The sequence below is a fragment of the Sinomonas sp. R1AF57 genome, from assembly GCF_002224485.1.
In the GTDB taxonomy this organism is placed as follows: domain Bacteria; phylum Actinomycetota; class Actinomycetes; order Actinomycetales; family Micrococcaceae; genus Sinomonas; species Sinomonas flava.
Genome location: NZ_CP022463.1, coordinates 2060326 through 2078010 on the forward strand (window position 1 = coordinate 2060326; position 17685 = coordinate 2078010).

General features: G+C 72.3%; 21 protein-coding genes. 5 read left to right on the top strand and 16 right to left on the bottom strand.

Annotation, left to right across the window (positions count from 1 at the left end; all coding sequences use genetic code 11):
* Window positions 1-30: 30 nt before the first annotated feature.
* The 3 genes from CGQ25_RS09465 to CGQ25_RS09475 all read right to left on the bottom strand — a co-directional run bounded on the left by CGQ25_RS09465 (window position 31) and on the right by CGQ25_RS09475 (window position 1866).
* Window positions 31-1062, bottom strand: coding sequence for an aquaporin (locus tag CGQ25_RS09465; RefSeq protein WP_208709125.1), 1032 nt, complete (start codon window positions 1060-1062; stop codon window positions 31-33).
* Window positions 1063-1144: 82 nt separating this feature from the next.
* Window positions 1145-1513, bottom strand: a complete 369-nt coding sequence (locus CGQ25_RS09470) for a DUF202 domain-containing protein (protein WP_208709127.1) — start codon at window positions 1511-1513, stop codon at window positions 1145-1147.
* Entirely contained in the window at window positions 1510-1866 is a 357-nt protein-coding gene (locus CGQ25_RS09475; protein WP_208709129.1) for a YidH family protein, read from the bottom strand. Before CGQ25_RS09475 ends, CGQ25_RS09470 begins: the two co-directional genes overlap by 4 nt.
* A gap of 109 nt (window positions 1867-1975) precedes the next feature.
* Here CGQ25_RS09475 and CGQ25_RS09480 point away from each other — a divergent pair, with 109 nt between their 5' ends.
* The gene (locus CGQ25_RS09480) at window positions 1976-2980 is read left to right on the top strand and encodes an ADP-ribosylglycohydrolase family protein (RefSeq protein WP_208709131.1); all 1005 of its coding nucleotides are present in this window, start codon (window positions 1976-1978) and stop codon (window positions 2978-2980) included.
* 46 nt (window positions 2981-3026) lie between these two features.
* On the opposite strand, the gene CGQ25_RS09485 is transcribed toward CGQ25_RS09480, so the two are convergent.
* Window positions 3027-3626 carry a DUF4395 domain-containing protein gene (locus tag CGQ25_RS09485; RefSeq protein WP_208709133.1) on the bottom strand — a complete coding sequence of 200 codons (600 nt, stop codon included), beginning with the start codon at window positions 3624-3626 and terminating at the stop codon, window positions 3027-3029.
* Between the two features lie 79 nt (window positions 3627-3705).
* Complete coding sequence (locus tag CGQ25_RS09490) at window positions 3706-4749, bottom strand: exonuclease domain-containing protein (protein WP_208709135.1); 1044 nt, start codon at window positions 4747-4749, stop codon at window positions 3706-3708.
* Between the two features lie 148 nt (window positions 4750-4897).
* Here CGQ25_RS09490 and CGQ25_RS09495 point away from each other — a divergent pair, with 148 nt between their 5' ends.
* Complete coding sequence (locus tag CGQ25_RS09495) at window positions 4898-5647, top strand: DedA family protein (protein WP_208713013.1); 750 nt, start codon at window positions 4898-4900, stop codon at window positions 5645-5647.
* 17 nt (window positions 5648-5664) lie between these two features.
* Here CGQ25_RS09495 and rdgB read toward each other — a convergent pair whose 3' ends face one another.
* On the bottom strand, window positions 5665-6309 hold the full coding sequence (rdgB, locus tag CGQ25_RS09500) for an RdgB/HAM1 family non-canonical purine NTP pyrophosphatase (RefSeq protein WP_208709137.1): 645 nt from the start codon (window positions 6307-6309) through the stop codon (window positions 5665-5667).
* Window positions 6306-7070, bottom strand: coding sequence for a ribonuclease PH (gene rph / locus CGQ25_RS09505; RefSeq protein ID WP_208709139.1), 765 nt, complete (start codon window positions 7068-7070; stop codon window positions 6306-6308). The genes rdgB and rph overlap by 4 nt, the downstream gene beginning before the upstream one ends.
* Window positions 7071-7095: 25 nt before the next feature.
* On the opposite strand from rph, the gene CGQ25_RS09510 reads away from it, so the two are divergent.
* Both CGQ25_RS09510 and CGQ25_RS09515 read left to right on the top strand, forming a co-directional pair.
* Window positions 7096-7950, top strand: a complete 855-nt coding sequence (locus CGQ25_RS09510; protein WP_208709141.1) for an aldo/keto reductase — start codon at window positions 7096-7098, stop codon at window positions 7948-7950.
* 110 nt (window positions 7951-8060) lie between these two features.
* Window positions 8061-8378: a 2TM domain-containing protein gene (locus CGQ25_RS09515; RefSeq protein WP_208709143.1), complete on the top strand. Its 318-nt coding sequence runs from the start codon at window positions 8061-8063 to the stop codon at window positions 8376-8378.
* Window positions 8379-8409: 31 nt separating this feature from the next.
* On the opposite strand, the gene CGQ25_RS09520 is transcribed toward CGQ25_RS09515, so the two are convergent.
* From CGQ25_RS09520 to clpS, 4 genes are read right to left on the bottom strand one after another with little or no spacing between them, the layout of a single operon-like run.
* Window positions 8410-9207, bottom strand: coding sequence for an MBL fold metallo-hydrolase (locus tag CGQ25_RS09520; protein ID WP_208709145.1), 798 nt, complete (start codon window positions 9205-9207; stop codon window positions 8410-8412).
* Window positions 9204-10154 (bottom strand): glutamate racemase, encoded by a 951-nt coding sequence (gene murI, locus CGQ25_RS09525; protein ID WP_208709147.1) that lies wholly within the window; start codon window positions 10152-10154, stop codon window positions 9204-9206. The genes CGQ25_RS09520 and murI overlap by 4 nt, the downstream gene beginning before the upstream one ends.
* On the bottom strand, window positions 10147-10728 hold the full coding sequence (locus CGQ25_RS09530) for a DUF2017 domain-containing protein (protein ID WP_208709149.1): 582 nt from the start codon (window positions 10726-10728) through the stop codon (window positions 10147-10149). The genes murI and CGQ25_RS09530 overlap by 8 nt, the downstream gene beginning before the upstream one ends.
* Window positions 10721-11038: an ATP-dependent Clp protease adapter ClpS gene (gene clpS / locus CGQ25_RS09535; protein ID WP_255405223.1), complete on the bottom strand. Its 318-nt coding sequence runs from the start codon at window positions 11036-11038 to the stop codon at window positions 10721-10723. Before clpS ends, CGQ25_RS09530 begins: the two co-directional genes overlap by 8 nt.
* A gap of 36 nt (window positions 11039-11074) precedes the next feature.
* On the opposite strand from clpS, the gene CGQ25_RS09540 reads away from it, so the two are divergent.
* Window positions 11075-12403, top strand: a complete 1329-nt coding sequence (locus CGQ25_RS09540; protein WP_208709152.1) for a nicotinate phosphoribosyltransferase — start codon at window positions 11075-11077, stop codon at window positions 12401-12403.
* A 38-nt stretch (window positions 12404-12441) separates the two neighbouring features.
* Here the strand turns inward: CGQ25_RS09540 and CGQ25_RS09545 are convergent, their stop codons facing one another.
* From CGQ25_RS09545 to CGQ25_RS09565, 5 genes are all read right to left on the bottom strand, one after another.
* Window positions 12442-12909 (bottom strand): hypothetical protein, encoded by a 468-nt coding sequence (locus CGQ25_RS09545; RefSeq protein ID WP_208709154.1) that lies wholly within the window; start codon window positions 12907-12909, stop codon window positions 12442-12444.
* A gap of 473 nt (window positions 12910-13382) precedes the next feature.
* Window positions 13383-13973: an isochorismatase family protein gene (locus CGQ25_RS09550; protein ID WP_208709156.1), complete on the bottom strand. Its 591-nt coding sequence runs from the start codon at window positions 13971-13973 to the stop codon at window positions 13383-13385.
* Window positions 13974-14068: 95 nt separating this feature from the next.
* A complete protein-coding gene (locus tag CGQ25_RS09555) occupies window positions 14069-15874 on the bottom strand; it encodes a DEAD/DEAH box helicase (protein WP_208709158.1) in 1806 nt (601 codons plus the stop codon).
* Window positions 15871-17325: an MFS transporter gene (locus CGQ25_RS09560; RefSeq protein ID WP_208709160.1), complete on the bottom strand. Its 1455-nt coding sequence runs from the start codon at window positions 17323-17325 to the stop codon at window positions 15871-15873. The genes CGQ25_RS09555 and CGQ25_RS09560 overlap by 4 nt, the downstream gene beginning before the upstream one ends.
* On the bottom strand, window positions 17322-17648 hold the full coding sequence (locus tag CGQ25_RS09565; RefSeq protein ID WP_208709161.1) for a DUF3039 domain-containing protein: 327 nt from the start codon (window positions 17646-17648) through the stop codon (window positions 17322-17324). Before CGQ25_RS09565 ends, CGQ25_RS09560 begins: the two co-directional genes overlap by 4 nt.
* Between the last annotated feature and the right edge of the window lie 37 nt (window positions 17649-17685).

Sequence of the window (17685 nt, forward strand, 5' to 3'; positions counted from 1 at the left end):
GGCACGGAAGCGCGCGCAAGCCCACGGCCGTCAGCGGTTCTTGTCGAAGAAGTCCCGAGCGTCGTCGTCGGGCGAGGACGCGCCCTCGGCCGGCCCGGCCGTGCCCGAACCGGAAGGCTGGGGGCGCGCCTCCGCCGTCGCCGACCCGGCCGGGACATCCCCGGCGCTGCGGGCAGCGGCGGGTGCGTCGGTTGCCTCGTCGCCGGCCTCCGCCTCGGCGGCCTCCGTGTCGGCGATCGCTGCACCGGCCACGGCCGCATGATCAGCGCGCGTGGCCCGGGCCGTGGCGTCGTCGAGTGCCCCCGCCGTGGCGCCGTGGAGGTCCTCGGAGGACCCGAAGCCGCGGAAGATGAGACCGGTGAGGGCGGCGCCGAGGATGGGGGCTGCCCAGAAGATCCAGAGCTGGCCGATCGCCGAGGCATCGGCGAAGATGACCGTGGCGGTCGACCGGGCCGGGTTGAGCGAGGCGTTCGTGATCGGGGCGAGCGCCTGGATGAGGATCGCGAGGCCGAAGCCGATGGCCCAGGGAGCCATGCCCTTGGCTGCGCGCCTGCTCGTCGCGAAGAGGACGATCGCGACGAACACGGCCGAGGCCGTGACCTCCGCGAGCAGGCCCGCCGCGAGCGGGAACGCGTTGGGCGAGTGGTCGTCGACGCCGTTGGACAGCTGCGTGAAGATCGTCGAGACGTTGGTCAGGTTCGGCAGGGTGCGAACGAGGACCCACAGGACGAGGGAGCCCAGGGCTCCGCCGACGAGCTGCGCGGCGATGTAGCCGGGGACGAGGCGCCAGTTCGTGCGTCCCGCGACGGCGAGGCCGACCGTCACAGCGGGGTTGAAGTGGCCGCCGGAGATGTGGCCGACCGCGGCGATGCCGACGGCGAAGCTGAGGCCGAACGCGAGCGAGGTGGGCAGCGGGGCTGCGGACGGGTTGCCGAACAGGGCAACGCCGAGCGCGCCGAAGATCAGGAGGAACGTGCCGAAGGCCTCGGCGACGAGCTTCGCCACGGCGCCGTACTCGGCCGGAGCCTTGGCAGCCGCAGGGGTGGCCACGCTGGTGGTCATGGAGGAGTCCTCTTTCGTGGGGTTCGGGTTCAGTCTCACAGGGCACGGTCCGGACCGGGCCCGCGGGGGCCCGAAGTGAAGGTTACCGCTCGATGATGACCACAGCGATGGTGGCCCCGGCGAGCATCACGGCTCCCGCCGTCGCCCAGCGCAGCACGGAGGCGGGCGGCGCCGTGGTTCCGTGATGGAGCTCACGCGAACGGGCGTGCGCGCACAGCGCGAGGACGGCGGTGGAGACGGCGGCGGCGGCAACGCACACGCCGAGCCCGATCGCATGCGCGGAACTGCCCTCACCCGCCCTCCCGAGCGCGAGGAACCACGCCCGCACCACCAGGACGTCGAGGACCATCAGGGCAAGGAGGGTCCGGCGCCAGGCGAGGGCCGTGCGCTCGGGCTGCAGGCCCGGGTCGCGCGCCTCTCCCCCGGCCCGGGGGGCCGCGGGAACGCTCACCGGCGCATCAGGACGAGTACGGCGAACACGAAGGCGGCGATGGCCACCACGATGGTCATGCCGAGCATGACACGCGAGAAGGGCAGCTCGCGGCCGTGCCGCATGGCCTGCTCCGCGAGCGACCACCGGCGGTAGGCGTTGACGGCCAGGGCCGCCCCGACTCCGGCGAGGGCCACCGACAGCACGCCGCGCACGATCGCCGGCGCGATGTTCGGCGTGAGCTGGTCCAGGGCCACCGCACCGGCGAGGAGGGCGAGGGAGGTGCGCAGCCATGCGAGGAACGTGCGCTCGTTCGCGAGCGAGAAGCGGTAGTCGGGCGTCGAGCCCGTCTTCCGCCACGCTGGTTCCCGCATGTCGCCTCCTGGATGTCCTCGCACTCCCGGCGCCGGCCGGCTCCCGTGAAGGATACCGTCCGCCGGACGCCGACGGCTGACGGGACGGCCAGCCGGTAGATTGGGCGGCATGAGCGCCACCTCTGCGTCGTCCCGCATCCACGGGTGCCTCGTCGGCGCCGTCGTCGGCGAGGCTTCGGCCCTCGCCGGCCTCGCCGGGGCTCACGGCCGCGGCACCGGCCTCGAGCCCGGGCCCGGCCCTCTCGGCATGGGGCCCGCCGGGCAGCTGACCCTGTTCACCGCCGACGGCCTCCTCGAGGCGATCGAGTGGGCGAACGACGGCGTGCACGCGGACGAGGCGGCGTGCGTCTGGCTCGCGTCGCTGAGATGGGTGTCGGGCCAGGGCGTTCCGCTGTCGCCGTCGGCCCCCGCCGCCCAGCCGAGGTGGCTCGACTCGCAGGAGGGCGTCCGCGTGCCCGCCGCCGCCCAGCCGGCGTGGGCCGTCTCGCTCGCGGGTGGCGAGATGGGCAGCACGGCGCGTCCGCTCGGTCTCGAGTTCGACGACGCCGGCGCCGCGGCGCACGCGGCTCCCTTCGGCCTCGTCCCCCATATCCCGGCCGCCGGGGTGCTCAAGATGAGCGCCGAGGGGGCGGCACTCACCCATGGGGCCCCGGTGGCGGTGCAGTCCGCGGTCGCGGTGGCCTCGTTCACCCACTTCCTCGCGCTCGGCGCGGACGCGCTCACGGCCCTCGGGTCGGCCCGTGCCCAGGTGGCCAGCCTCCGCTCTCCCGACGCGAAGGTCCTCGAGGCGCTCGACGCCGCGGTCCGCGAGGGCGTCGCGGGCGACGCCGCGGCCGCGCACGACGGCGACGCCTCCGTCGCGCTGCGGGCCGCCGCGGCCGCCGTGCTCGCCGCCGAGAGCGCCGTCCAGTCCGGAGACCGCCACGATGCGGCGTTCGCCACGGGTGTCGGCCTTGCTGCCGCGGCCGGGAGCGACGCGGCCGCAATCGCCGGGGCACTCCTGGGCACGCTGTGGGGGCGGGACTCGGTGACCGACGCGTGGTCGTCGAGGACAGCGGGGGTCGCGGCCGCCGATGGCCTCGCGGACCGGTTCGCGCGCCTCACGGGCGCCTAGAACCGCCCAGCGGGCTGCCTCGGGCTGCTGCCGCGCCCCGGTCGCGCTACCTGGACCGGCGCTGCGCGATGTCGCTGCAGGCCTCGCAGACCGAGGCGGGGACCAGTCCTGCGAGCTGCAGACGGCCGAAGATCCAGCACCCGAGGCAGAATCCGGCGAACGCCTCGAGGGACGCGGCCACGATGAGGACGGCGAGCGCGATCCATGCGCCGGCGGGCAGGCCGGCGGCGGCGAAGGCCACTGCGGCGCTCGAGACCGCGGCTCCGATGCCCTGGGCGAAGCGCTTGGGCGGTCCCGCGACGAGCTTGGCCGCCCCCAGGCGCGGGGCAATGACGTGCACGGCGAGCCGGCCGGCCGGCGAATAGCGGGGGCCGCCGGCCACCCGGAGCCAGAATCCGAGCGCTATGGCCGACAGCGGCCAGTCCGCGCCCGTCGCGAGCCCGAGCACGAGGGCCAGCATGCTGAGGCAGACGACGATGCCGGCGGTCGAACGCGCCGCGTACTCGTTGACCGGGCTCGGGAACGCGAACGCGCGGCCGAGGACTCCTGGCCTGGCCGACGGCGCCTCGACGAAGAGGGCCGGCTCTGGCCCGGCGAACAGCGTGTCGACGGATCCGGCGCGCGAGGGGGCAGGGCCTTGGGTCATGCCCTCCATGCTAGGAACTGCCGGAGCAGGCCCCGAAGCAGTGTTGCGCCGCGTGACGCCCGCACCGGGATGCCGGGCCTCAGGCGCTCCGGGCCGGCCAGCGGCCCCCGAGCATCTGCAGGAACTCGCCTTCGGAGAGCACCTCCACGCGCTGCCCCCTGGCGCGCAGCTCGAGCGCGCGCCGGGCCTTCGTGGTCACGCGCCCGGCCGCCAGATCCGTCGCGGCGAAGCCGTCGCCCACCACGAGGATCGTCGTGGCCCGCGTGACCGAGCTCGCCGGCTGCGCGCCCAGCTCGGCGGACCGCGACTTGGCCTCGGCACGCGTCATCCCGAGGGCGCCCGTGAACACGATCCGGTGGCCGTAGAGCGGGTGGCTCGGGTCGGCACGCTCGTTGGCGGGCGGGTTCGCCCCCTCCTGCGGCCACGGCGCCCAGGCGCGGCCCGCGCCGCGGGGACCACTCGCCGTCGTGCGTGTCCGTCCCGACCGGTCGGGGGCGCTGCCCCCGCCGAGCGCCCGGGCCGTCGCGGCTGAGACCTCGTCGACGCCCGGGACGAATGCGGGCTGCCGCGGGAGCGCGAGCCCGAGCGTGGCGTACAGCCCGTCGATGTCGGTGGCGCCGTGCCGTGCGGCGATGTCGACCAGGATCCCGGCGCACGCGGCCGCGTCCTCACTCGCGTCGTGGTGCCGCTCGAGCGGGACGCCTGCCGCCTGCGCGGCGAACGGGAGCGAATGGGAGGGGAGGTCGTAGGTGCGGCGGGAGAGGATCACTGTGCACGCGTAGTCGTAGGCCGGGGCACCCATGCCACTGACCTCGAGGGCCGAGCGGATGACGCCGAGGTCGAACGCCGCGTTGTGTGCCACGAGGACGTCGTCACCGATGAAGCCGCCCACCTCGGGGAAGAGCTCGGCGAACCGGGGCGCGTGCTCCACGTCCTGCGGGCGTATCCCGTGGATCGCGACGTTGCGCGGGTCGAAGCGGTCGTGCCCGGCGGGCGGCCGCATGAGCCAGTGGGCGCGTTCGACGGCGCGTCCCCCGCGGACCTTGACGAGTCCCACCGAGCAGGGGGAGCCCCGGAAGCCGTTGGCCGTCTCGAAGTCGATCGCGGTGAAGTCCAGGGCCACGCCGAGAAGCCTAGCGGCAGCGGGCGGGGCGTCCCGCCACCGCCACGCGGGGCCCGTGCCCTTCGCGCCGGCCCGGTACCCTTGAAGGGTGATTCCCTCCGCGCTGACCTCCCTTGCCGCTGCCCCTGAGGCGTTCCACAGCCTCGCCGTGCAGGCCCTGGCCGTCCAGCCGAAGACGGCCTCGTTCCTGCCCGACTGGCTCAACCCCGACGTCTTCCTCAGGGACTCCCCCCTCGGCCCGTGGGTCGTGCTGCTCGTGTGCGGGATCGTCTTCGCGGAGACCGGCCTCCTCGTCGGGTTCTTCCTGCCGGGCGACTCCATGCTCTTCACCGCGGGCCTGCTCGTGGCGACCGGAGCCATCCAGTTCAACCTGTGGGCCATGGCGGGCCTCATCGTCGTCGCGGCCGTCATCGGGAACCAGTGCGGGTACCTCATCGGCTCCAAGGCCGGCCCGGCGATCTTCAACCGCCCCGACTCGAGGCTGTTCAAGCGCGAGAACGTCGAGAAGGCCCATGCGTTCTTCGAGAAGCACGGCGGCAAGGCGCTCGTCCTCGCGCGGTTCGTGCCCATCATCCGCACCTTCGTGCCCGTGATCGTCGGCGTCGCCGGGATGAACCGGGCCAAGTTCTTCCTCTACAACGTCATCGGCGCGGTGCTCTGGGGCGGCGGCGTGACGCTCCTGGGCGCGTGGCTGGGCCAGTACGAGTGGGTCGGGAAGAACATCGATGTGATCTTCATCGCCATCGTCCTGGTCTCGGTCCTGCCGATCGTCATCGAGTTCGTGCGCGGCCTCTCGGCCAAGAAGCAGTCCGAGCACTTCGGCACCGACGTGGTCGAGGAGTTCATCGAGGAGCACGAGCCCGTCGAGGAGCGCAAGACCAACCCCGACTGGAAGTAGCCCGGAGGGGCCCTGGGTCAGCGGCTCAGGGCCTCCACGATCGCCGGCAGGAGCGCGCGGAAGGCGTGGCCGCGATGGCTGATCGCGTTCTTCTCCTCGCCCGTGAGCTCGGCGACGCTGACCCGCAGCCCCTGCGGCTGCAGGATCGGGTCGTAGCCGAATCCGCCGTCGCCGCGGGGCTCGCGCAGGAGCGATCCGGGCATCTCTCCCAGCCGGACGGTCTCGTGCCGGGCCCCGTCAGGTCCCGGCACGGCGAGCGCGGCGGCGCAGACGAATGCGGCCTGCCGATGCTCGTCCTTCACGTCCTGGAGCTGGGCCAGGAGGAGCTCCAGGTTCGCCCGGTCGTCCCCATGGCGCCCGGCCCAGCGGGCCGAGAAGATGCCGGGGGCACCCCCGAGGACCTCCACGGAGAGGCCGGAGTCGTCGGCGATCGCCGGCAGGCCGGTGGCCTCGGCGACGGCGCGGGCCTTCTTGAGCGCGTTCTCCTCGAATGTCACGCCGTCCTCGACGACGTCCGGGCCGCCCACGGCTCCCGCATCGACGACCTGGCTGTCGACGTCGAGCCCCGGCACCTGGCCGCGCAGCAGTTCCCTCAGCTCGCGCAGCTTGCCTTGGTTGTGCGTCGCCAGCACGAGGCGCGGCCCGCTGCCAGCCTCGCTCACCGGAGCGCCTCGGCGAGGGTCTCCCGCTGGATGTCGGCGAGCTGCGCCGTGCCCAGGAGGGCGAGGTCGAGGAGGCTGTCGAGCTCGTCACGGTCGAACGGGGCCCCCTCCGCCGTGCCCTGGACCTCGACGAACTTGCCCGATCCGGTCACGACCACGTTCATGTCGGTCTCCGCTCGCACGTCCTCGACGTAGGGCAGGTCCAGCATCGGCACACCGTCGATGATGCCGACCGACACTGCCGAGACGGTGTCCACGAGCGGCTCCGCTCCGCGCTCGACGAGGCCCTTCTCCTTGGCCCACCGGATCGCCTCGGCGAGCGCCACGAAGGCGCCGGTGATGGCCGCGGTGCGGGTCCCGCCGTCGGCCTGCAGGACATCGCAGTCGAGCACGATGGTGTTCTCCCCGAGCGCCTGCGTGTCGATGATGGAGCGCAGCGAGCGCCCGATGAGGCGCGAGATCTCGTGGGTGCGTCCGCCGATCCTGCCCTTGACGGACTCTCGGTCGGAGCGGGTGTTGGTGGCGCGCGGGAGCATCGCGTACTCGGCGGTGACCCACCCGCGGCCCTCGCCCTTGAGCCACCGCGGAACGCCCTCGGTGAACGACGCCGTGCACAGCACGCGCGTGTTGCCGAACTCGATCAGCGCCGAGCCCTCTGCCTGCTTGGACCATCCGCGCGTGATCGAGATGGGCCTCAGCTGGTCGGGGGCGCGCCCGTCGGCGCGCACAACAGTAGGGGAATCAGCGGTGCTCGGGGTCATGCGTCCAGCTTATAGACTCAGCGGCATGGCCGACGATATACGCCCCGTGACCCTGCCCAATGGCACCGCCGTGCCGGCACTCGGACAGGGGACCTGGTACCTGGGCGACTCCGTCTCGGGCCGCGACGAGGAGATCAAGGCGCTCCGCACGGGCATCGACGCTGGCCTGACGCTCATCGACACCGCGGAGATGTACGGCGACGGCCGGGCGGAGGAGCTCGTGGGAGAGGCCATCGCGGGCCGGCGCGACGAGGTCTTCCTCGTGAGCAAGGTCCTGCCGTGGAACGCGACCCGGCGCGGGACGTCGGCTGCGCTCGAGGCGAGCCTCACACGCCTCGGCACGGACTACCTCGACCTGTACCTCTACCACTGGCGCGGAAGCGCGCCCCTCGCGGAGACGGTCGAGGCGCTGTCCGCGCTCCAAGCCGAGGGCAAGATCCGGGCCTGGGGCGTGAGCAATTTCGGCCCCGACGACCTCGCGGAGCTCGAGGCGCTCCCTGAGGCGGCCGGCACCTCCGGCCTGCAGACCGACCAGATCCTGTACAACCTCACTCGCCGCGGGATCGAGGCGGATCTCCTCCCCCGGCTCCAGAGCTCGGGCATCCCGGCCATGGCCTACTCCCCGATCGAGCAGTCGCGGCTCCTCGGGCACGCGGCCCTCGCCGCGATCGCCAGGCGGCGGGGTGTGGGTGAGGCGGCTGTCGCCCTCGCATGGGTCCTCCGCCTTCCCGGCGTCATCGCGATCCCCAAGGCGTCGAAGGCGGAGCACGTCCTGGCCAACCGCGCCGCCCTCGATCTGACGCTGGATCCCGACGAGCTCGCAGCGCTCGACGCCGCCTTCCCGGCACCCCTCCACCCCGTTCCGCTCGAGGTGCTCTAGGCTGCGGGCACCGGTGACCTAGGGCCCTGTCGGCCGCGATGGCCGCGGCCCTATCGTGGGCTTCGACGGGGCACACCCGTCAGAGGCGCTCGAGCTCTGGAGGGGCTGCGATGGACGTCGATCTCAGCAAGGGCGCGGGCCCCGGCGACGGCATGCACCCGGGAGGGGACGCGGCGCTGCGGATGCGCGCCCTCGAATCGCTCAAGAAGAAGGCAGACTTCCGCACGCACCTGCTGATGTACGTGCTCGTCAACGGACTGCTCGTCCTCATCTGGGCCATGACGGGAGCCTCGTTCTTCTGGCCGGCCTTCCCGATGGGCGGCTGGGCCATCGGCCTCATCGCCCATGCGTGGGACGTCTACTGGACGCGGACGCCGACTGAGGCGCAGGTTGCGCGGGAGATGAACAGGCTCCGCGGCGCCCGATGACTGCGCGGTGGGCGATCACTGGCCGGTGGGCTCAGACGATGTAGTGCACGCCCGCGACGGCGACCGCGATCGGCCCGTCGTAGGCCTCCTGCGCCTCGGCGACTGACCGGTTCGCGTCGTTCCACACCGGAAGGTGGGTCAGGAGCAGGCGCTTCGCGCCCGCGTCGTGCGCCGCCTGGCCGGCACGCAGCCCGGTGAGGTGCACGCCGTCGATCGCGTCGTCGCGGCCCTCGTGGTACGCGGCCTCGCACAGGAAGAGGTCGGCGCCCTGCGCCGCCTCCACGAGCTCCGGGCACGAGTCCGTGTCCCCCGAGTAGGCCAGGATGCTGCGTCGGACGGTCCCGTCCGCGCTAGGCTCTGAGGCCTCGACGCGGATCGCGTACGGCTCGGCGATCGGGTGCCGCACGGGGAAGGCCTCGAAGGTGAACGGCCCGAGCTCGATCTTCTCGCCCGCGCTCCAGCGGTGGAACTCGAAGTCCTCGTCGAGATCCGCCGGCGGCTCCATGTCGAGCGCCGTGACGATGCGCTTGGGCGTCTCCGCCGGGCCCCACACGCGCACGCGGCCGGCCGTCCAGCCGTTCGGATCCCAGTGCACGGCCACGTGCAGGCCCGTGAGGTCCATGCAGTGGTCCGGGTGGAGATGGCTCAGGAGCACGCCGTCGATGTCGGAGAGGTGGATGTAGCGCTGAAGCACGCCGAGCGCCCCCGAGCCGAGATCGAGGAGGATGCGCCAGTCCCGCTCACCGTCGTTGGCGGTCAGCAGGTAGCAGGATGCCGGGGAACTCGGACCCGGGAAGGAGCCCGAGCAGCCGACGATGGTGAGCTTCACGGTGCCATCCTGCCCTCATCGATGGCCGCGAAGTGGGAGATCCGGGCCGACCCGCCGCGGGACCGGGCCTCTGCGAGCATCTCCGGGGTGATCTGCGCCAGGCTCGCCGTAGGGTACCTCGCCGAGACGTGGTCCGCGTGCTGCACCCCCTGCACCTCGGGGCCCAGGAAGCGCCGCGCCAGGACCTCGAACTGCGCCGGGTCGCCCGTCGCGACGAAGCGGTGCACGGGAGGCGTGGACACCGTCCGCTCGAGCCCGTGGGTCACGAGCGCGCGGTAGACGTCCTTCGCGGTCTCCTCCGCGCTCGAGACGAGGGTCACCCCGTCCCCCATCACATACGAGATCACGCCCGTCAGGAGCGGGTAGTGCGTGCACCCGAGCACGAGCGTGTCCACCTCGGCAGCCTTGAGCGGGGCGAGGTACTCCTCCGCCACGGCCAGGAGCTCCGGGCCCGTGGTGACACCGGCCTCGACGAACGGGACGAACTCAGGGCAGGCCGCCGAGGTGATCCGCAGCTCCGGCGCGGCCGCGAAGGTGTCCTCGTAGGCCCGCGAGCCCACGGTCGCGCTCGTGCCGATGACGCCGACCCGTCCGTTCCGGGTCGCGACGACAGCCCTGCGCACGGCGGGCTGGATGACCTCGATCACGGGGATGCCGTAGCGGGCCGTGTACCGCTCGCGGGCATCCCGCAGGACGGCTGCGGACGCAGAGTTGCAGGCGATGGTGAGGGCCTTGACCCCGGAGTCGACGAGCTCGTCCATGACCCCGAGCGCGAACGCGCGGACCTCCGCGATGGGGAGCGGGCCGTAGGGGCCGTGGGCGGTGTCGCCGACGTACACGACCGACTCGTTCGGCAGCTGGTCGATCACCGCGCGGGCCACCGTGAGGCCGCCGACCCCCGAGTCGAAGATGCCGATGGGCCGCTCGGAGGGTGCCAGCTCAGCCATCCGCGCCCCCGTTCAGGCGCACCCGGTGCGCATCGAGCATGGCCTCCACGAGCGTGGTCTGCAGCCACGTGATGAAGTTGTAGACGAGCGCGAGGTACTTCTCGACGTCGTCCGCCTCCGCCCAGTCCGTGATCCCATGGATCCGCTCGGCATCCTCCTCGCTGCGGATCCCGAGCCGCTCGGCCAGGACGAGGCGGACATCGTTGAGCGCCGTGGACCAGTGCCGTGACGCGGCGTCGTCGAGCAGCACGTGCCCCGACTCGAGGCCCATGGCCGCCGCCCGCAGCGCTCCCACCTTGCTCTCCCTCAGCGAGCGTTCGGTGAGGCGGCGGAACTCGAGGGAGGACTCGGCATCGTCCTTGACCGCGTTCGGGAGGAGGCGCAGAAGCGCCGGATCCTCCGGCTCGGCGGCGTTGGGGGTCAGTCCCACGAGGGCCTCGAGCGGATCGGCGTCCGCCGGGCCGACCTCGAGCATGCCGATGACGTCGTTGAACAGGCCCCGCAGGAGCTCGCGCTCCGCGTCCTCGAACCGGGCAGCGATCCCGCGGCGCCCGTAGGTGAACGGTTCAGCCATCCTGCCCGGACCTCTCGACGGTGGCCCACAGGCCGAAGGTGTGCATCGCCACGGCGTGCTGCTCGACCGACTCCTTCGAGCCCTGCGCCACGATCGAGCGGCCCTCGGTGTGCACCTGCATCATGAGGGCCTCCGCCTTGGACTCCGAGAACCCGAAGTAGGTCTGGAAGACGTAGCTGACATAGCTCATGAGGTTGACCGGGTCATTCCACACGACGAGGTTCCACGGCGTCAGCCGGGAGGCGTCCTCCCTCTCCTGGGTCTGCCCGGCGACCTCCTGGGAGGGCTCGGTGGCCACGCTGATGCTCATGGGCTCCATTCTAGGCAGGCCCGATAGAGTGGCTCCGTGACCGAAACGAGCCCTTGGGACCAGCCCCGCACCTCGCTGTTCACGGACCACTACGAGCTCACCATGCTCCAGGCCTCGCTCCATTCCGGGGCCGCACACCGGCAGTGCGTGTTCGAGGCCTTCTCCCGCAGGCTTCCCGACGGACGCCGCTACGGCGTGGTCGGGGGCACCGGGAGGCTCCTCGAGGGCATCACGAAGTTCCGCTTCACGGACGAGGAGCTGTCCTTCCTCGAGCGCACCCACGTGGTCAACGCCGAGACGCTCGACTTCCTCGCCGGATACCGGTTCTCCGGCAACGTGTTCGGCTACGCCGAGGGCGAGGCGTACTTCCCCAACTCCCCCATCCTCATCGTCGAGTCCACCTTCGCCGAGGCGTGCATCCTCGAGACGTACATCCTGTCCGTCCTCAACCACGACTCCGCGATCGCCTCCGCCGCCTCGCGCATGACGACCGCGGCGAACGGCCGGCCCTGCATCGAGATGGGCTCGCGGCGCACGCACGACGAGTCGGCGGTCGCTGCGGCGCGCGCCGCCGTCATCGCGGGCTTCTCCAGCACGTCCAACCTCGCGGCGGGCCTCCGCTACGGCATCCCCACGGTCGGCACCGCGGCGCACTCCTTCACCCTCCTGCACGACACGGAGCGCGAGGCATTCGAGGCGCAGGTCGCCTCCATGGGGCCGGGAACCTCGCTGCTCGTGGACACGTACGACGTCGAGCGGGCCGTGCGCACCGCTGTGGAGATCGCGGGCGACAGGCTCGGCGCCGTGCGGCTCGACTCCGGGGACCTCATCGACCAGGCCCACTGGGTGCGGCAGCTCCTGGACGAACTCGGCAACGAGAACACGCGCATCATGGTCACCTCGGACCTCGACGAGTACGCCATCGCCGCGCTCCAGTCGGCGCCGGTCGACGCCTACGGCGTCGGGACCGCGCTCGTGACCGGCTCCGGGGCGCCGACAGCGTCCATGGTCTACAAGCTCGTGGCCCACACGGACGACTCGGGCGAGTTCGTCTCGGTCGCGAAGGCCGCCAAGAACAAGGCGAGCGTGGGCGGGCGGAAGTACGCGCTGCGCAGGCTCGACGAGCGCGGCGTCGCGTCGCACGAGGTCGTCGGGATCGGGCGGCGTCCGGTCGACGACGGCAACGACCGCTCGCTCCTGCAGCACTTCATCGTCGACGGCGAGCTCAAGCCCGGCTGGATCGGGGCGGAGGGGGTCACGAAGGCGCGGGAGCGGCACGCGGCCTCGCTCGCCGAGCTGCCGTCCTCGGTTCACCGGATGCACCGCGGTGAGCCGGCGATCCCGACGGTCTACGAAGAGCACTGAGCCCGGGTGGGGCACGGGCGGTGAGGACCGAGCGGGGGTTAGGCGGCGGGGTCTGGGCCTGCATCGCGGAATGCCCGGTCCCGTCGAGCATCCTGGAGCCTCTGGGCTTCGTCGTCATGGTGCGCGCCCTCGTACTGGATCACCAGCTTGATGCGGGGGTACCCCATGTCACCGGACGGCGAGTACGGGTCCAGCGGGACCAGTGAGATCTGGAGCTCTGGCTCGGGCAGACCGGCCGCGGCAATCGCCTGGCGGAGGAGCGACTCGGGTACCGAATCGGCTCCGACGCGCATGTGCTCGAGCGCGGCTCTCGCCAATCCGACGCCTTTCATCCACACGTGGGCGTCCAGGAGCTCCCTCAATTCGGAGGTGGTGGCCAGTGGCTTCTCACGGCCTTTCTCCAGTCCAGGCCTCGGACGCCTGATGAGCTGGTCGCCAAGGGCGATCCGGAACTCTTCTCCGAGCTCCACGGCGAGGTCCAGCCAGGTGCGTGCGGGGGTTGTCATGAGCAGCCCGTCGGCGTGATGGAGCTCGCCGGGCCGGATCCGCAGCCGTGGCCCGCAACCCCCTTCCTGCGAGCGCGCGGGAGATGAGTGGGCTTGCTCAAGTGGATCTGCGCATGGTCGTCCACCCAGGGCGGGAGGAACATGCCCTGGAGAGCGGCCGCTGTCCGGTGCGAGACCCAGGCGTCCGCGGTCGCAGCCAGATGCACTTCGGCGCGCTCCCGGAGGGTGACGTCCCGCCCAGCTGGGCCGTAGATGCCCCTGCTCCAGCGTTCGAGGTCGTGTGCTCGCAGCCTGCTCACGGAAACCCCCGCCTGTCTGGCGGCAACGAAGGTGAAGGCGCGATCGCGGAGGTCCGCCGGAAGGTCAGCTCGTGCAGTCATGGACCCATAATGTTCGACGCCGCGTCGGGCTCGCCGCGCTTGTCCACAGGAACTCGCACCTGGTGACCCCCAGAAGGTGACCCTCAGAGTCCCTCAGGCGAGCGTGACGTGCCCCGCTTGGAGGTCCTGGTATGTCGGGCCGAGGTCGTCGGCGATCCCCGCGCACAGCTCGCGGAGGACTCGGGTCTCATAGCCGGCCGCCGCGGCGTCGAGCGCCGTTGCCTTGACGCAGTAATCGGTCGCGATGCCCACCACGTCGACGGCGCCGATCCCGTGTTCCCGAAGCCATTCGTCGAGGGTGGGCGAGTCGTCCGAGTCGCCTTGGGCGTCCCCGAACTGCGCAAGATGGCCTTCGAACCCCGAGTAGGCGGCCGCATACTGGCCCTTGCGGAACATCGCGTCTACTCCCGCGAGCTCGAGGCCAGGGTGGAAGGCTGCGCCGTCCGTCCCGGCGACGCAGTGCGGCGGCCACGAATCGACGAAGTCTGGCTGGTCGGAGAAGTGCCTCCCAGGGTCGACGTGCCAGTCCTGGGTGGTGACGACGGCGTCGTAGTCGTCCGCGTGGTCCGTGAGGAATGAGCTGATCCGCGACGCGGCGGCGGCTCCGCCGTCGACCGCGAGGGAACCTCCCTCACAGAAGTCGTTCTGGACGTCGACGATCACGAGTGCGCGCGCTGGGGCCATGACTCCATTGTGGCCCACCGTCCGGGACCTGACCTTCAGCACCTGACCTTCAGGAGGTGACCTTCAGGAGGTGACCCCCAGACGGGAGGCGGGGGTCAGGTGCGGCCGACGAACCAGTCCCGCAGCTTCGCCAGCCGCGCGTGGAGCTGGTCCTCGCTCGCCTGCGCAACGGCTGGGCCGCCGCACAGCTCGCGCAGCTTGTTGTGCACGACCCCGTGCGGGGTCCCTGTGCGCGCGCTCCACGCGGAGACGTTCTTCGCGAGCTCGTTGCGCAGGTCCATGAGCCGCCGGTGGTCCGGGACGCCCGCGGGGGACGACGTCGCGGGCGTCGGCCGTCCCCTCCGGCGCGAGACCTGGTCCTGCTGCCGCTGCCGCAGCAGGGTCGCCACCTGGTCGGCGTCGAGCAGGCCGGGGATGCCGAGGAAGTCGAGCTCCTCGTCGGAGCCGACGTCGCCGCCCATGCCGAACTCGCCGCCGTCGAACAGGACGCGGTCGAACGCCGCCTGCGACTCGAGGGCCTCGTACTTGCCCTTGACGAGCGTGTCGGAGGCCTTCTCCTCGCGGTTGGCCTCGTCCATGAGGGATTCCTCGAGGTCCATGAGCCCGTCCTCGTCCTTCGAGGGGCGGTCGAGCGCGTGGTCGCGCTCCGCCTCCATCGAGTTCGCGAGTGCGGTCAGCTGCGGCACCGAGGGCAGGAAGACCGAAGCCGTCTCCCCGCGCCGTCGTGCGCGCACGAAGCGCCCCACAGCCTGGGCGAAGAACAGCGGGGTCGAGGTGGAGGTCGCGTAGACGCCGACGGCGAGGCGCGGCACGTCGACGCCCTCGGACACCATGCGGACGGCGACCATCCACCGCTTGTCCCCGGCGGAGAACTCCTCGATCTTGTTCGAGGCCTTCGCGTCGTCCGAGAGGATCACGGTGGGCGACTCCCCCGAGACCTTCTTGAGCAGGCCGGCGTAGGCGCGCGCGTCGTCGTGGTCGGTGGCGATGACGAGGCCGCCGGCGTCCGGGACGGAGCGGCGCACCTCGGTCAGGCGGCGGTCGGCGCCGGCGAGGACGGCGGGGATCCACTCCCCCTGCGGGTTGAGGGCGGTACGCCATGCCTGGGCGGTGACGTCTTTCGTCACGGCAGCCTCGCCGAGCGAGGCGGCCATCTCCTCCCCGGCGCCCGTGCGCCAGCGCATCTGGCCCGAGTAGGCCATGAAGATCACGGGCCGGACCACGTGGTCGCGCAGGGCCTGCCCGTAGCCGTAGGTGTAGTCCGCCTTGGAGCGGCGGATGCCGTCCGCGTCCTCGGCGTACTCGACGAACGGGATGGGAGACGTGTCCGAGCGGAACGGGGTGCCGGTGAGGGCCAGGCGCCGGACCGCCGGGTCGAACGCCTCGCGCAGGCCGTCGCCCCACGAGAGCGACTCGCCGCCGTGGTGGATCTCGTCGAGGATCACGAGCGTGCGCGCGGCCTCGGTCTTCGCCCGGTGCAGCAGGGGCTTGCTCGCGACCTGGGCGTACGTCACGGCGACGCCCATGAAGCCGCGGCCGTGCGCGCCGTCGGCGTTCTTGAAGTTGGGGTCGATCGCGATGCCCACCCGCGCGGCGGCGTCGGCCCACTGGCGCTTGAGGTGGTCCGTCGGCGCGACGATCGTGACGCGGTTGACGGCGCCCTGCTCGATGAGCGTCGAGGCGACCCGCAGCGCGAACGTGGTCTTGCCCGCGCCGGGAGTCGCGACGGCGAGGTAGTCCCGCGGCGCGAGGGCGAGGTACTTGTCTAGCGCCTCCTGCTGCCAGGCACGGAGCTTGGGAGCGGTGCCCCACGCGGCCCGCTCCGGATAGGCGGGGGGCAGGGCCGTGGGCGACGCGCCGGAGTGCGACGACGGGTCGCCGCCGAAGAGGGTGTCCGTCATGCGCGGCGCGCCCCCCGGTCGGCGGACGACGGCGCGTGGGCGCGCAGGCCTGCGAGCGCGCCGAACAGAGCGGGAACCGAGAGGACCGCGGCGATGAGGGCGAAGCCCGCCGCCCCCGGGGCGCTGCCCGAATCGAGCATGTGGGCGTACAGCGTTCCGGCTCCGGCGGTTCCAATCACTCCACCGAGCATATCGGCCAACTGGAGGCTGGCCGAATTCCGGCCGCGTTCGGCCGCGTCGCTGAGCTCGAGGGTCAGGACGGAGGTCGTCGACATCGACAGGCCCATCCCCGCCCCGGCGACGAACCAGGACAGGGCGATCGCCCAGGGGGTCGTCTGGGTGCCGACGGACAGCGCGACGGCCGCCAGGCACGCGGCAACGGCCGCCGGCCCGAGGACCAGGTAGAGGCGCCGCGGCAGCCAGGAGCGGGCCTGCGCGAAGGATCCCGCGGTCCAGCCCAGGGCGCCGCCCGTGAGCGCGAGGCCGGCGATCGAGGGTTCGAGGCCGTACCGGTTCACGAGGATCAGCGGGATGAACGCCTCCGAGCCGAAGAAGGCGAACGTGATGAGGCCGCGCACGGCCATGACGGCCGGCAGGCCCCTGCGGGCGACCCACGTGCCGGCGAGGATGAGGCGGGGAACGGACAGCACGGCGAGCGCGGCCCCGGCGACACCGACGGCGGCGAGGAGGGCCGGCGCGTCGGACCTCAGGTTCGATCCGGGGTCGGCTGCGGACACGAGTGCCCACTGCGCCGCGCCGACGCCGCAGGCGAGCGCCGCGCCCCGGAGGGCGCGCCGTCGCCCGTCATGGCCGCCTTTCTCGGGGGCGGCCGGCGGCCCGAGGGAGCGCACGCGCGGCCACACGAGGGCCACTGCGACAAGGACGATCGGGGCGACGCCGAGGAAGGGCCAGCGCCAGCTGACGTGCTGCGCGAGGAGCCCCGACACGTACGGCCCGACGAGCGACGGCACAACCCACGCCGCCGAGAACCACCCGAACATCACCGGCTGGAGGGCGGGCGGGAGCGCCTGCCCGATGACGACGTAGACGGCGACGATCATCGACCCGGCGCCGAGCCCGGAGACCATCCGGCCGAGCGTGAAGAGGCCGAAGTCGGTCGCGGCGCCGCCGAGCACGAGGCCCGAGAACATGAGCGCGAGGCCGGTCAGGAGCGCCGGCCGCGCGCCTCTGGCGTCGCACCATGGTCCCGCTGCGGCGGTCGCGGCCATCGAGGCGGTGAGGAAGAGCGAGAAGGCGAGGCCGTAGGAGCCCTGCCCGCCGAGCTCGGCCGCCACGACCGGCATCGCAGTGGTGACGGCCATCGCCTCGAACGCACCGCACGTGACGATCGCGAGGAGCCCGACGACGAGCGCACGGTACGGCGGGGAAAGGAGTCCGCCGGCACCGTCGTCGGCGTCGTCACCCGCCGGGGATCCCCGTCCCCGGGTCACGCCTTGTCGTCGTCTCCGCCGGAACGCAGGCCCTCGTAGATCTCCTTGCAGGTTGGGCACACGGGGAACTTCTTGGGGTCGCGTCCGGGGGTCCACACCTTGCCGCACAGTGCGATCACGGGTTCGCCGGTGAGCGCGGACTCCATGATCTTCTCCTTGCGCACGTAGTGCGAGAAGCGTTCGCGGTCGCCCGGCTCGAGCTCCTCGCGCACTTCCTCCCGCTCGATCGTGGCGGTGGATCCGCCGCGGGCGGGGTCACGCGGGTCGGCGCCGTACGGGTCGCCGGGCTGTGAGGTGAAGGGGTCCGGAGGCATCGTGGTCATGGATTCATGGTAGTCGCGCCCGGGGTGGGGCGGCCGG

Excerpts from the sequence above, each read along its gene's own strand:
- CGQ25_RS09465 (WP_208709125.1), bottom strand. The coding sequence starts at position 1,062 with ATGACCACCAGCGTGGCCACCCCTGCGGCTGCCAAGGCTCCGGCCGAG.
- CGQ25_RS09475 (WP_208709129.1), bottom strand. The coding sequence starts at position 1,866 with ATGCGGGAACCAGCGTGGCGGAAGACGGGCTCGACGCCCGACTACCGC.
- CGQ25_RS09480 (WP_208709131.1), top strand. The coding sequence starts at position 1,976 with ATGAGCGCCACCTCTGCGTCGTCCCGCATCCACGGGTGCCTCGTCGGC.
- CGQ25_RS09485 (WP_208709133.1), bottom strand. The coding sequence starts at position 3,626 with ATGACCCAAGGCCCTGCCCCCTCGCGCGCCGGATCCGTCGACACGCTG.
- rph (WP_208709139.1), bottom strand. The coding sequence starts at position 7,070 with ATGACCCCGAGCACCGCTGATTCCCCTACTGTTGTGCGCGCCGACGGG.
- CGQ25_RS09510 (WP_208709141.1), top strand. The coding sequence starts at position 7,096 with ATGGCCGACGATATACGCCCCGTGACCCTGCCCAATGGCACCGCCGTG.
- CGQ25_RS09515 (WP_208709143.1), top strand. The coding sequence starts at position 8,061 with ATGGACGTCGATCTCAGCAAGGGCGCGGGCCCCGGCGACGGCATGCAC.
- murI (WP_208709147.1), bottom strand. The coding sequence starts at position 10,154 with ATGGCTGAGCTGGCACCCTCCGAGCGGCCCATCGGCATCTTCGACTCG.
- CGQ25_RS09530 (WP_208709149.1), bottom strand. The coding sequence starts at position 10,728 with ATGGCTGAACCGTTCACCTACGGGCGCCGCGGGATCGCTGCCCGGTTC.
- clpS (WP_255405223.1), bottom strand. The coding sequence starts at position 11,038 with ATGAGCATCAGCGTGGCCACCGAGCCCTCCCAGGAGGTCGCCGGGCAG.
- CGQ25_RS09545 (WP_208709154.1), bottom strand. The coding sequence starts at position 12,909 with ATGACAACCCCCGCACGCACCTGGCTGGACCTCGCCGTGGAGCTCGGA.
- CGQ25_RS09550 (WP_208709156.1), bottom strand. The coding sequence starts at position 13,973 with ATGGCCCCAGCGCGCGCACTCGTGATCGTCGACGTCCAGAACGACTTC.
- CGQ25_RS09555 (WP_208709158.1), bottom strand. The coding sequence starts at position 15,874 with ATGACGGACACCCTCTTCGGCGGCGACCCGTCGTCGCACTCCGGCGCG.
- CGQ25_RS09565 (WP_208709161.1), bottom strand. The coding sequence starts at position 17,648 with ATGACCACGATGCCTCCGGACCCCTTCACCTCACAGCCCGGCGACCCG.